Origin of the sequence: Chania multitudinisentens RB-25 (genome assembly GCF_000520015.2) — a bacterium.
Classification (GTDB): domain Bacteria; phylum Pseudomonadota; class Gammaproteobacteria; order Enterobacterales; family Enterobacteriaceae; genus Chania; species Chania multitudinisentens.
Map to the genome: position 1 here is coordinate 1,241,275 of NZ_CP007044.2, position 12,668 is coordinate 1,253,942.

Consider the following 12,668-nt stretch of genomic DNA (forward strand, 5'->3'; position numbering starts at 1 on the left):
TTTGAGTATTGGCTGGGGATATTCCCCTCTGGTTAAAGGGGGGATTAAGGATAATCCACGCTAAACTGCACGTTCCCGACCACATTTCCCGGCGTGACAGGGGTGGAACTATTAATACGTGACCACCCTACATAGAAGGGGAAATTATTGTCACCAGCCTGCAAGTCATAGGATCTGCTGTCTCCGTTGGTCAAGCCCTTTGGCGTAAAATAAGGAGGATCAGTCAGATAATTAATTGAGAAGCCAACATTTCCGGCAGCTCCGGGCTGCCCTGTATTATTGAAAGCGAATAATGTGCCGTTATCGTAAGTATTTTTTCCTGTATCTGTTCCCTCAAACCGGATACGAACCTGATTACTGCTGGCGGGGCAATTACTAATTATAATTGTGAACTTGTCAGCACTGGAGGTACTGCCAGAATTATAATTAGATTTTCTGGCTAAGTTCACCGTCTGATTTTTCGAACCTGCATCCAGAGTACAGGTGTTTTCTGTTACCTTGCCGTTGAACTTCATTATGCCATCGGCGGCCCATAACGGTGAGGCCAGCAGCGTAGTGGCCGCAACGACCAGTAACGTTATTGGTTTTATCATCCTGATTATCCTTATTTTTGGTCAGCTAATATTCCCATATTCAACGCTGTGGAGGGGAATGTAGGGATACTGGTAATAATGGCTCCTGAAATGTACCCATAGATTAAGGTAGCTGAATCACCTATAGGTCACGCTGTACTGTACCGTGACATTGGCCAGGCCGGGTTTCACATTATTATCTAAGGCTTTGTAACGGGCAGAGAAAGGAAATATGGTCTCTTTCCCTACTAGAGCAAGGCCTGTGGTCAGGCGGTTAAAGTCACTCCCTCCTACAGTTATTGCCTTTCCCTGCCAGTCATTAATCTCTAGCCCAACACTGCTGGCGTTAAAATTCTGACCATTATCATCCAGTGCAAAAACCTTATTGTCGTTTCCGGCAGCAGTACCCTCGAATATGAGATACGCGAATGTACCAACGGCGCAATCAGTAAATTTCAGATTAAACGCCACGGATTCTGAGGTATCTCCCGCCGTTTTCAACTTTGACAACTGAATATTATTTAGGGGGACCGACATGTTTTTTGAATCGGTGTGCAAGTTGCAGGTAGCAACAAAGAAGTCAGAGGTGACGATAATCTCACCATCTGCTGCTAGGGCATTGAAGCTCACTCCGATGACCGAAAATAACAGGGTACTATAGATATTCTTTTTCATCGCAGTATCCTTAGAGTATTTATAAAGAACCATGGCCTTATTACTTCATTACATGATGGTTGCTGTTGACGTTGTTAAAAAACACACCATCTTCAGGGGTAATCTAGGCTAAACTGCACATGCCCTATCGCATGCCCTGTGATTTTTTGGGAGTCAGTCCAATAAGCTCTTACGAAAAAAGGGATTTTATTAATGATACCGGTTTGTAGGTCATAGGTTTTACTTAATCCATTAACGGCAATAACAGAATCATCGGTTGAGGTAGACGAACCATCCTCAGAAATAGTAAAGCCGACGTTTTCTGCGGCTCCCGGCTGCCCGGTATTACTGAAAGCAAACATCTTATCAGCGTCATATCCCAAGCTGGAGCCAGATGCTTTGCTCCCTTCAAATCGGATACGAACCTGGTTGCTGCTCGCTGGGCAATTATTAAGTTGAATAAAGAATTCTGTACTCAGCGACATAGAGTTAACGGTGGAAACCCCTCCATTACGAATACTCACCGTCTGATTTTTCGAACCTGCATCCAGAGTACAGGTGTTTTCTGTTACCTTGCCGTTGAACTTCATTATGCCATCGGCGGCCCACAGCGGTGGGGCCAGCAGCGTGGCAGTCAGTATGGCTAGAGGTGTTATTAGTTTCATTACCCTGATGTCCTTATCGCTAAGCCAAAGTAAATGTTGTCACGGGATGTGAAACAACCTGTTTTTACTGCCGTGAAAATTCATGGACCCGTTACGATGTAAGTTTTTAAATTTCTGCTAGGTAAACGCCAACGTTTTTTAATTTTTGGCGCTGAAATTTATAATTAAATTGTTTTTAAGTGGGCTCTGGCTCATATCACTTATACACAACGTTATATTGAACAGTGACGTTGGCATTACCGGATTGAGTATTGTTTTCCAGAGCCTTATAACGAGCTGCATAATTGAAAGTGGTATCTCCACTTCCGGTGTAGGCTCCGTTTAGAGCAGATCCTACAGGCATTGCCTCCCCATTGGAGAGAATTTCCAGCCCTATACCGCTTGCGGTGGAGCTCTGCCCTTGATCATCCAGAGCAAAGACCTTGTCATGATTTTCTGCCGCCACGCCATCAAACGAGATGTAAACTGCTGTATAAGCAGCACAGTCAGTCAGTTTCAAACTGAACGCGGTCGTTGCTGAAACTGCGCCGCTTGTTTTTAATTCTGACGACGACACATCTCCTAAAGGAACGGTCATATCTTTTGAATTGGCCTGCAGGTTACAGGCTGGAGTGACAAACTTAGCAGTAACATGAATATTCCCGTCAACACCCTGTGCCGTAAATGCTACTCCTGAAGCAGCTAAGATTATGAGAGCATAAATCTGTTGTTTCATCACAATACCCTTATGGAGTTGATATGGTTTGGTTATTCAGTAGCGGCATAAAATAACCGTCTGAGTTAATGTTTTTAAAACACTCCTGCAATAATTAAGGGTAAATGATGCTGAATTGCGTATCGCCCGTCGCCATGCCCGGTGTCACGGGGGCATTGCTCTTGATGCGTTGAAAACCAAGCGAAAACTCCAGTTTATTGATGGAACCTGTGCCTGTTTCCAATGTATAAAGTTTGCTTTCCCCACCAACGGGGATCGGATTGTTAGCGTACAAACTGTCAATGGTAAAGCCAACGTTCTGGGCCGCCCCGTCTTCATTTTGGTTGCTAAACGCAAACACGGTGCCAGGCCTGAAGCTCGAATCTACCAGCACCCCTTCAAAGCGAATTCTGGCCTGGTTGCTACTGGCAGGGCAGTCATTAAGCTGAATGGTGAATCTGCCTGCGCCTGTAGCGCCCGAGAGATTAGTTACTGCGGCAATGGTGCCTAGATCCACTGTCAGGTCTTTCGCCTCCAGCACACAGGTGTTTTCCGTCACTTTGCCGTTAAATTTCATTATGCCATCGGCGGCCCACAGCGGTGGTGCCAGCAGCGTAGCAGTCAGTAGTGCCAGCGTGTTAATTCGCTTTATCATCCTGATATCCTTATTGATAAGTCAGATTAAATGTTGCCACCGCGTTGGCATCGCCGGAGGTGACCTTGGGCTGTGTCTGGTAATAGCGTGCAGTAAACGGATAGGTGCGTACACCCGCCGGGGCTGTTTCCAAAGGTAATCTTTCCCCTAACGCTATCGGGGTCTGGTGATATAACAGTTGTACGCCAATGCCACTGGCAATGCCTGACTCACCGTGGTTCAGCAAGGCCAGTACTCCTGGTGTTCCGCTGTTGTCCGCTTCTCCGTCAAACTGAATATTGACCTGAGTTCCGGCGTCGCAGGTCAGCCCCAGTTGAAAAACCTGTTCGCCCTGAGTGCTGCCTGGGCCGGTAAAACCGGTACGCAAGACGGCACCTAGTGGTACCACCCGGTCCCGGCTGTCATTCAGTTCACAGGCCAGGCGGGTTAAGGGAACTGATGTCTGAACCATAAGTTGCTGGGCCGTCTGGCCGTCAATGAGCCTACGAGCATATTCACCCGCATCCAGCACCCCCGAGGACACCGTGCCGGTCACTACCAGGCGCAGACTGAGCGTGTTTACACTGGCGGTTTTGTCTTTTGCGGCGGGCCACCCATCGCTGAATTCCGGGCCGGTGGCCACGGCATAACCGATACCGGGTACGCCCGTGTTGTATACCGGGTTGCGCCCACTCAATATCCCACTGTCGTTCCCTACCAAATTGGCGCGTGTTTCGCTTTCATCCCCACATTCACCGGCCAACTCCAATAAGGGGGCATTGACCGTCTGCTGCCAGATAACGGTGCCGATCGGCAGGTCGCGTTGTACCGTCAGGGGCGGAATAATCACGGATAACTGCGCAGAGGGGCCGCTCAAGGTACAGCCCCAGGCATAACCACTGGTACTCAGCAGCAGCAAGACAATTTTCACCCGTTTTTTCATGCCCTCTCCTTAAAGACACTGTCCGTTGATCATCGGGATACCTGGCTCCGCCGTTGGCGCTGGCAGGCGGTAACTCGCGGTACATTGCTGGTCCGGCTGAGCTCCCCATTGCACTTGCAAGGTGCCTTGCTCAGGCATTCCCGTCAGGTAGACTTGCCCACCGTCACCAACAATATTGCTGTTCACTTCCGCCACGCCTTGTAACGCCGCCTGGGCACCGAATGGAACGGGTTTACCGTCGGAGCGCAGCAGGGTCATCATCAATCGTGAACCGACCTTGGTCTGGTAGTCGGCCACCACAACGGCACCTTGCGTAGGAATGACCGTTTTACTGGTTAATGCCAGTTCAACATCGTCAGGTAGGGTGGTAGGGTCCAGTGCAATCTGGTTTTCGCGATATGGGGTCGCGTAAGGAACGGTGGCATAACCACGCCCGTCCGTTTTGACGCCGATATTATTGAGAATACTGACTCCCGCCGCACCGGGGGCTTTGACCAGCACCACCGTATCATTCAGCGGTTGGGAAAGAGTGACGCCATTGGCGTGCAGCAGGATCCCCCCCTGTAAGCCATAGCTCAGACGTTGCTGGTGGGTATCGTGGCTGAAACTGGTGCTGACCAGTGCTTTACTGCCGCGGTAAGCGAGGCTGAGGTTACCGTTCTCGCCTTGCCCCTGGTTGGTATATCCCTGGGTCAGCCCCCAATTGAGGGTGTTCCCCTCCAATGCCGTTCCGCTGAGGCCAACCGTTTGAGTCGTCTGGCCGCTGTTACTGTGATTGATGGCATAACTGGCCCATGCCGGTTGTGACCAGAAGTTCAGCGGTACGCTGACGTTGAGTGCGATCACCCGGTCGGTGTTGCTGGTAGTGCTGCCAGTATGATTCTTGTTCTGGGTATAGTTGATTCCGTAACTCACCCCTTTGAGGCTGCCGTTGTACCCCAGGCTGATGGATTGGCGTTTTCCGGTGTTATCCCAAAAATCTTCTTCTATCAGACTCAGGGTGAGTGAACCGGCCATTCGCCCCAGCCCCTGCTGCATGGAGACTTCTTTGCGGCTCCGTGTTTGTGCGCTGGCACTGCTGAAATCCCCTAGCGAGCCGTCAGAATTGCTTCCCCCCGTGCGGCTCAATGCCCGTTGCAACGTTGAAAAACCCTCTGTGGCATAACGATAGCCAGCCAGCGTCAGCCGCGTTCCTGTGGTGTCAAAACTTTTGCCGTAGCGCAAACGCCACATCTGCCCCTGGTTGTCCTGCTCTGGCAGGTTATCCACACGTTGCCGGTTCCAAGACTGTGTCACATCCAGTGATATTGCTCCGGCATTCCCCATATTCTTGCCAAGCCCGGCGGCCAGAGCCTGATAACGGTTTGCCAGCTGTGTGCCGCCATAGACCGTTACCCCCCAGGGTAGGCCGTAAATCAGGGTAGCCTGGAGGAAATCACTGCGCTCACCGTCACTTTCTGTCGGGCGATACTGCCCGGCAGTCAGGCTGTGGCTGAGGCGGCCTTCTCGCTGTAATACAGGCAGGGAGGCAAAAGGTACGATAAGCTGCTGCTGCGTGCCATCGCTCTCCGCAATGGTCACATTTAAATCACCGCTGCCGGAGACGCCATACAGGTCGGTAATTTCAAACTCCCCCGGTGGCACATAGCGTTGGTCGATTATCTGGCCGTTCTGCCGGGTGGTCACTTGTGCGTTACTGCGGGCGATGCCTCTCACCACCGGGGCGTAGCCTTGCAGGCTGTCTGGGTACATTGCCTCAACAGAAGCCAACTGCGCGCCGCGGAACGACAAACTGTCAAAAATTTCGCTGGGCGTATTGGTATCGCCCAATGTCAATTGGCTGTTCAGGCGAACAATGTCACGTTGCAGGTAGGTATTCACTGCTTGCCAGTGGTTATTCCCTTGATCGTCCCGGCTCCAGATACTGTAATTTCTCAAACGCCAGGCACCCAGGTTCACGCCGTTGCGCAGGCTGAGAAAATGGCTGCTCTCCTGTTGGCCGCCCCCACGTTGACGGCTTTGGGCACCGCTGAAACTGTAGTTGCTTAACAGGGCTGGAATACCGTTATCCCAACGTTCTGGTGAAACATAGCCGCGCGCCTGGTTTTTCAGTGCTGCCTGGGGCAGGGTAAGTTTGAGCTGCTGTTGGCTGAAAACAAACTCGGCAGTGGAATAGGGGATGATGTGCAAAAAGTCTACGCACTCTCCCTGGGCTTGCAGTGCAGGGAATGCCGCCATGTTGACGTCAAAGGCTTGCAGATCTGCCGTGCTCAGGCAGGGGATCAGGCGTTCTTTGCCTTGTTCATCCTTTTGCTGCGTGAAGGTGAGGACTCGTGTATCCACACGCTTTTCATTGAGAAAAACGTCAACGCGGTATTCGCCAGGGGGCTGTTGGCCGCCTTCAGAAAATACCGCCAGATCTACCTCGGTCTTCGGCGTATCGCCTATCTGTAATAGCGCTTGGCTGAATTTATACTCTGCTTGTGCCAGGTTTCCCCACAACAATGCTAGGCAGCTTATTGACCACGCCAGCGGTGTAAACCGGCAGACGTAGCGAGGCACCTTGCCTTTCCGAAGGCGTGCTTTCCTTGCCATCACTTACAGTCCTTTTCCTGTGTTCTTCCGTGTTACCTGAGTGCCGCGCATCAGAAGCGTTACAACGCGTGCTGATACACCTCACTGATACCCCCAAAGTCATTGATAATCTGCCAGTTGACAAGATTACCGGAGGCATTGGCAGGCAGGGAATAGCTGATAGATGCGCCTGGGGCGACCATTTGCGGCTCTTTGATTTTTTCATTCGCCAACGACACGGAATAGAAACTCAGATAGTAAGGGGAGTCGTTCATGGCCATCAGAGTATTGCCACTGCGCTGCCAGCGCAGTGCGCGCGCGGCATCGTCCAAAGAACCTTTCAGACCGGCAGGCCGGTAGATCAGCTTGATACGGGTTCTGACGGCAATCTGCAACTGATTGCCTTTTCCTTCGGAAGGAGGAACTGATTTAACACTCAACCAGAACAGCGACTCTTTATCTTCGGGTAATTGCCCGGCCACGCGCATCACGCGCAGGGTGTTTTCCTGCTTACCGTCTAAACGAAACAGCGGAGGAGTGATGAGGAACGGCGCTTTTTCTGACCCTTCAACCTTGGTATTGGCCCAGGACTGCACCAGATAGGGGATATCGTCCGGGTTTTTTACCGTGATCGTGGCCTCTTTCTGGGCCCCGTTATAGACAAGGCGTGTACCGCCGATGATAACGCCCGCCTGAACGCTGAAGTGACTCAAGGCTGCAATGAGCAGAATAAACATCGTTTTCATTATTTATGACTTCCCTAATTATAAAGACAAATACAAACCACTAGAGGAATGAAAGAAGCAAACTATACGTTCTGAATTCCCTCATAAATCGCCAATTTGTCAGACTTTCTCTTCCTTAAGAGATAATTAAATCATCAATGCGGTGTAATCGATATTTGCGGGGCGGCATTGGAGAGCGAGTGGGGCAGGAAACCTAGGCGGCGTAAAGTTCTATACTATTATCGCCCCTGATTTCCCTGCTGTAGTTGGGAACACATGTATTAAAAATATTACGCGCATGGTTACCCCAAACATCAAGCCCAATACCAAATGCGTTATCAGATCCCCAGCGTTATCCAAATCAAAGACACATAATCCCGCTACGCAGTGCCTTTCAAAATTAACATTAACCCCATTGATCAGCAGTTCACCTGCTGATCAATGGCTGTTCAGAAATTAATTATAAAGAATGCTGAACTGTACCGAGACATTAGCATCACCGGTAGTTATTTTGTCAGTCACCTTATAGGTTGCGCTGAAGGGCAGCGTATTGCTGGTGGCGAGCGGATCTAACGGCCAGGATTGAGATATTGCACCAGGTTCAATAACCGAGGTCTCATCTTTGATCTGCAAGCCAATACCGCTGGCATTGCCGGGTTGGCCGCTGTTATCAAGTTGGAATACCGTTGGGTCTTTATCATCTCTGGTGCCGTCTAACTTGACATAGGCACCGTTGAGGCTGGCAGGGCAATCGGTCAATACCAGTTCAAACTTCTTTTCTGCGCTTGAGGAGCCGATGTTGCCAAGTTGGTCAGCGGTAATATCACCCATCATCACATTCAGTGTTGGAGAAACATTACAGACGTTATCCACGACTCTGCCGGTAAAATGGATGATGCCATCAGCAGCAAAAGCGGTGCTGGACAACGCCAGACCGGCCATTAATGTGGTAGCCATCAGGTATTTTTTCTTCATCACAACAATCCTTATTGGTGAAAGTTTTTAGGTGCGCATGCGTCACCGTTTCCGTTATCAACATTTTTGGGGTAACGCTGTAAATACTCCTCACCAAAACGGTGCGCTCAAAATAGGAAAGAAAACAGCATTACCGGTAACTAACAGGTCTAACCATTCTAATACTAAAGATGCATGCATTTTAGATGTTTTTAATTGTGCTAGATTTGTAAGTTAAATTTAAATTTTTGTAAAGACAAAAAATAATCAAAGAGATCTTTTAGGACTAAGTTTATTTAACGAAAGTGATTTAAAGATTTTTATACTGTAAAATCCGGTTTTAAAATATATTACTTCATTGAATAGTTAATTATATAGAGTGAATTTTTCGTATCTTTATATAAACCTTGCGGAATATTAATTTTCCCATCCCTATTCATAAGTAAAATTTAAGTAAATATCCTGGGCTGTATCCTTCATCTAACCGCCAGTGGCGCTTAGATGTCATTGGGATACAGCCCACAATTACTCTTGTAACAGTGCAATACTGCGTTGGATCTCGTACTCAATGTCGCTTTCTGTCCATGTATTCAATTGTGAAGAAAAGGGTTCGAAGGCATAGAATCCTGTGTAACCCAAGTGCTCCAGATTGTGTACTTGCGCTTTACTTGCCAAACGATCTTTTTCACTCAGCATAATGCGTTCTTCATCGGTCAAAGAACTTTTGCCGCGAGGATCTTCTACTCCAGAAAGATGCACTAATCCAATGTGCTCAACCTGAATCTGGCTATCGAAGGCGGCCTGAGCCACATCGCTCAGGTAATGGTGAAAGGTATCCAGCACAATTTTATAGGGTGCGCCGGAATCGCGGATAATGGCTTGGGCCAGTAACGAGGAACGTAAAGAACTCATGCTAAAACCCAAGGGTTCAACGTAGCCTGCAATACCGTACTGCTTAAACAGCGGCGCCAGCAAGGTCAGCGATTCCAGCGTATCTTCTCTCTTTTGCGTGTCACTGCGGCGATCCTGCGTATCGCAGGACGGGCACATCACCAATGCCTTGCTGTGGATCGCCGCCGCCTGTGCTAACAGGGCTTCGGCATTGGCCAACAATGCCGCCTTATCGTGCAGCAGATTGAATTTCCCCAGAGCGTTGATGGTGACAATCTCAATACCATATTCGGTGGCCAGCAAATTGGCCTGTTCGTTGCTGAGGTGGCCGGTGATACCACCGTTTGGCATATCGTTGCGTAGCTCGACTTTGTTGAGCCCGCACTTTTTCACCAGGCGGAAAAAACTCTCCAGATCGAGATTTGGCGCGATTTTACGATTGATACAAAAGCGGTCGAGCGCAATGGGTGTCATGTACAGCTCCTGGGTGTTAAGAGAGAACTAGGCTTGAGGTTTGGGATGATAGAAAACATTTATTTCGTTTTAAATGAATAATGAAATTTTAATTTTTAGATCGGGTTCAAAAAATTTAGCATCAATGCAGAAAATCATAGCAATATTTTGCGTAGCAGATCCCTGCTGCGGTGGCAGAAAAAGCAGAGATTACTGTTCCTACAGGCTTTTCATTTCCGCTGATTGCAAGGCGATTCCTCTATTTTCTCTGCGAGTGAACGTGAGATTCTTGGGAGGCCTGTCATGGCGAGTTGCGTGAATTTGCGATCTTCTTCGCTAAAAATAATTTTTCCAAAATTTTATATTTGAAATTTTTTTTCCAATGACATAGGGTTTGCCTTATCCGGCCAGGATTTAACCAGCCTGGAACGATGGCAGACTTAACAGAGGGTGAAACATGGAAACCGTGGGTAACTTTATTGGCGGGCAGGTTTGCCTGAGCAGCAGTAATCAAACCGCCGACGTGCATAATCCAGCCACCGGCCAGGTGGAACGCCGTGTAACGCAGAGCACCGCCGCTGAAGTGAAACAGGCGATTGATGCCGCTCATCAGGCGTTTACCCCTTGGTCACGCACTACGCCACTGCGCCGGGCGCGTATCATGTTCAATTTTAAAGCGTTGTTGGAGCAGCATCGTGAAGAACTGGCCCGGTTGATTGTCAACGAACATGGCAAAGTGTATTCCGACGCGTTGGGGGAATTAACCCGTGGTATGGAAGTGGTGGAGTTTGCCTGCGGTATTCCTCATCTGATCAAGGGGGAATATTCAGCAGATGTGGGAACCGACATCGACAGCTTTTCACTGATGCAACCGTTGGGGGTGGTGGCTGGGATCACGCCGTTCAACTTCCCGGCGATGGTGCCAATGTGGATGTTCCCTATCGCACTGGTCTGCGGTAATACCTTTGTGCTGAAACCCCCTGCACTGGTGCCATCCGCTTCAGTGCGCCTGGCGCAATTGTTAAAAGAAGCGGGTTTGCCGGACGGGGTGTTCAATGTGGTGCACTGTGCCAACGAAGAAGCGGCGTTGTTGTGCACCGATCCGCGCATTCAGGCGGTGAGTTTTGTTGGTTCATCCAGCGTTGCCGAACATATCTACACCACCGCCAGTGCCCACGGCAAACGTGTGCAAGCATTTGGCGCAGCGAAGAATCAGGCCATTGTGATGCCTGATGCGGATCTGGATGCCACGGTCAATGCCTTGATGGGCGGCGCGTTTGGTTCCGCTGGCGAGCGCTGCATGGCGCTGCCAGTGGCGGTAGTGGTTGGCGATGGCACGGCCGATAAGCTGATTGCCAAGCTAAAACCCCTGATTGCTCAATTGCGCATTGGCCCAGGCATGCAGCAGGGGGGAGAGGAAAATGAAATGGGGCCGCTTATCTCAGCGGCTCATCAGAAAAAAGTGCTGGGGTATATCGACCTAGGCGTGGAAGAGGGCGCTACGCTGGTGGTTGATGGCCGCCATTATCAGGTTCCAGGCTGCCCGCAGGGGTATTACGTTGGCGGTACGCTGTTTGATAACGTTACGCCTGATATGCGTATTTACCGTGAAGAGATCTTTGGGCCGGTATTAGGCATTGTGCGCGTACCGGATTATAAGACGGCTATTGACACAGTGAATGGCCATGAATTCGGCAACGGCAGTGCTATTTTTACCCGCAATGGTCACTACGCTCGCCAGTTTGTATATGAAGTCCAGGCCGGGATGGTCGGGGTTAATGTTCCTGTGCCGGTTCCGACGGCTTTCCATAGCTTTGGCGGCTGGAAACGTTCGGTATTCGGCGCGCTTAACGTACATGGTACGGATGGTGTGCGATTCTATACCCGCATGAAAACCGCTACCGCTCGTTGGCCAACGGGCCAGCAAACGGTATCTGAATACAGTATGCCCACGTTGGGATAATCCGTGCCAGGCATGCCGAAGCTGTTATTCCCCAGAGTCGGTTCCACAGGAATACAAGGAGAAGGTGCATGTCTTCATTATTAGCTAAATGCCAGCAGCCGGATAGGCAAGGGCGTATTCAGCATATCACGCCGGAAAATGCAGGCTGGCGCTATGTCGGGTTTGAGGTTTACCGCTTGCAGGCAGGGCAGTCGCTGCGGCTGGCAAGCGGTGAGGAAGAATTGTGTCTGGTGCTGATAGCAGGCATTGCCTCGGTGGCGACTTTGCGGGCGGAATATCCGCATATTGGTAAACGCATGAGCCCGTTCGAACGCATTCCGCCTTATGCCGTTTATGTTCCGCATCACGATCGTGCCGAAATCATGGCTGAAAGCGATCTGGAACTGGCGGTATGCCGCGCACCGGGTAAAGGCGATTTGCCTTCACGCCTGATCGCTCCGGCAGACGTTGGCGTTGAGCGGCGTGGCAAAGGGCGCAACCAGCGGTTGGTACATAATATCCTGCCGGACAGCGCCCCCGCCAACAGCCTGCTGGTGGTGGAGGTCTATACCGATGAGGGCAATACCAGCTCCTATCCCAGCCATAAGCACGATCAGGAAGGTTCACCAGATGAAACCTATCTGGAAGAAACCTATTACCACCGGCTTAACCCGGAGCAGGGTTTTTGCCTCCAACGCGTGTATACCGACGATCGTTCACTGGATGAGTGTATGCCGGTCTATGACCGTGATGTGGTGAAAGTCCCTCGTGGCTACCACCCTGTTGCCACGCTGGCGGGGTACGACAGTTATTACCTCAACGTAATGGCTGGGCCGATACGCCTGTGGAAGTTCACTTGGGAAAACGACCATGCCTGGATTAACGGTGAGGATTATTCACCGCAGAAATAAAATGAACATCGTCAGTGAAAGGCGGCCGGGGTCAACCCATCATCAGGCGAACATAT

The 12,668-nt window shown here is 50.2% G+C and carries 12 protein-coding genes; 2 read left to right on the plus strand and 10 right to left on the minus strand.

Annotated features, from left to right (window positions below):
• Nucleotides 1-44 precede the first annotated feature (44 nt).
• The 10 genes from Z042_RS24430 to Z042_RS05405 all read right to left on the minus strand — a co-directional run bounded on the left by Z042_RS24430 (nt 45) and on the right by Z042_RS05405 (nt 9,780).
• Nucleotides 45-593, minus strand: coding sequence for a fimbrial protein (locus Z042_RS24430; protein WP_024914339.1), 549 nt, complete (start codon nt 591-593; stop codon nt 45-47).
• Between the two features lie 117 nt (nt 594-710).
• Nucleotides 711-1,247: a fimbrial protein gene (locus Z042_RS05365; RefSeq protein WP_024914340.1), complete on the minus strand. Its 537-nt coding sequence runs from the start codon at nt 1,245-1,247 to the stop codon at nt 711-713.
• A gap of 92 nt (nt 1,248-1,339) precedes the next feature.
• Nucleotides 1,340-1,891: a fimbrial protein gene (locus Z042_RS05370; protein WP_024914341.1), complete on the minus strand. Its 552-nt coding sequence runs from the start codon at nt 1,889-1,891 to the stop codon at nt 1,340-1,342.
• 196 nt (nt 1,892-2,087) lie between these two features.
• A complete protein-coding gene (locus Z042_RS05375; RefSeq protein ID WP_024914342.1) occupies nt 2,088-2,606 on the minus strand; it encodes a fimbrial protein in 519 nt (172 codons plus the stop codon).
• A 94-nt stretch (nt 2,607-2,700) separates the two neighbouring features.
• A complete protein-coding gene (locus Z042_RS05380; protein WP_024914343.1) occupies nt 2,701-3,240 on the minus strand; it encodes a fimbrial protein in 540 nt (179 codons plus the stop codon).
• A gap of 10 nt (nt 3,241-3,250) precedes the next feature.
• Nucleotides 3,251-4,162 carry a fimbrial protein gene (locus Z042_RS05385; protein WP_024914344.1) on the minus strand — a complete coding sequence of 304 codons (912 nt, stop codon included), beginning with the start codon at nt 4,160-4,162 and terminating at the stop codon, nt 3,251-3,253.
• A 9-nt stretch (nt 4,163-4,171) separates the two neighbouring features.
• Nucleotides 4,172-6,757: a fimbria/pilus outer membrane usher protein gene (locus tag Z042_RS05390; protein ID WP_024914345.1), complete on the minus strand. Its 2,586-nt coding sequence runs from the start codon at nt 6,755-6,757 to the stop codon at nt 4,172-4,174.
• 59 nt (nt 6,758-6,816) lie between these two features.
• Nucleotides 6,817-7,482, minus strand: a complete 666-nt coding sequence (locus Z042_RS05395; RefSeq protein ID WP_024914346.1) for a fimbrial biogenesis chaperone — start codon at nt 7,480-7,482, stop codon at nt 6,817-6,819.
• A 435-nt stretch (nt 7,483-7,917) separates the two neighbouring features.
• Entirely contained in the window at nt 7,918-8,436 is a 519-nt protein-coding gene (locus tag Z042_RS05400; RefSeq protein WP_024914347.1) for a fimbrial protein, read from the minus strand.
• A 504-nt stretch (nt 8,437-8,940) separates the two neighbouring features.
• A complete protein-coding gene (locus Z042_RS05405) occupies nt 8,941-9,780 on the minus strand; it encodes a TIM barrel protein (protein ID WP_024914348.1) in 840 nt (279 codons plus the stop codon).
• A gap of 436 nt (nt 9,781-10,216) precedes the next feature.
• Here Z042_RS05405 and Z042_RS05410 point away from each other — a divergent pair, with 436 nt between their 5' ends.
• The gene (locus tag Z042_RS05410) at nt 10,217-11,722 is read left to right on the plus strand and encodes a CoA-acylating methylmalonate-semialdehyde dehydrogenase (protein WP_024914349.1); all 1,506 of its coding nucleotides are present in this window, start codon (nt 10,217-10,219) and stop codon (nt 11,720-11,722) included.
• A 68-nt stretch (nt 11,723-11,790) separates the two neighbouring features.
• Nucleotides 11,791-12,612, plus strand: coding sequence for a 5-deoxy-glucuronate isomerase (iolB, locus tag Z042_RS05415; RefSeq protein WP_024914350.1), 822 nt, complete (start codon nt 11,791-11,793; stop codon nt 12,610-12,612).
• The last annotated feature ends 56 nt before the right edge of the window (nt 12,613-12,668 follow it).

Coding starts and splice junctions, on each gene's coding strand:
- Z042_RS05410 (WP_024914349.1), top strand. CDS start 10,217: ATGGAAACCGTGGGTAACTTTATTGGCGGGCAGGTTTGCCTGAGCAGC.
- Z042_RS05365 (WP_024914340.1), bottom strand. CDS start 1,247: ATGAAAAAGAATATCTATAGTACCCTGTTATTTTCGGTCATCGGAGTG.
- Z042_RS05385 (WP_024914344.1), bottom strand. CDS start 4,162: ATGAAAAAACGGGTGAAAATTGTCTTGCTGCTGCTGAGTACCAGTGGT.
- Z042_RS05395 (WP_024914346.1), bottom strand. CDS start 7,482: ATGAAAACGATGTTTATTCTGCTCATTGCAGCCTTGAGTCACTTCAGC.
- Z042_RS05375 (WP_024914342.1), bottom strand. CDS start 2,606: ATGAAACAACAGATTTATGCTCTCATAATCTTAGCTGCTTCAGGAGTA.
- Z042_RS05380 (WP_024914343.1), bottom strand. CDS start 3,240: ATGATAAAGCGAATTAACACGCTGGCACTACTGACTGCTACGCTGCTG.
- iolB (WP_024914350.1), top strand. CDS start 11,791: ATGTCTTCATTATTAGCTAAATGCCAGCAGCCGGATAGGCAAGGGCGT.
- Z042_RS05405 (WP_024914348.1), bottom strand. CDS start 9,780: ATGACACCCATTGCGCTCGACCGCTTTTGTATCAATCGTAAAATCGCG.
- Z042_RS05400 (WP_024914347.1), bottom strand. CDS start 8,436: ATGAAGAAAAAATACCTGATGGCTACCACATTAATGGCCGGTCTGGCG.
- Z042_RS05390 (WP_024914345.1), bottom strand. CDS start 6,757: ATGGCAAGGAAAGCACGCCTTCGGAAAGGCAAGGTGCCTCGCTACGTC.
- Z042_RS05370 (WP_024914341.1), bottom strand. CDS start 1,891: ATGAAACTAATAACACCTCTAGCCATACTGACTGCCACGCTGCTGGCC.
- Z042_RS24430 (WP_024914339.1), bottom strand. CDS start 593: ATGATAAAACCAATAACGTTACTGGTCGTTGCGGCCACTACGCTGCTG.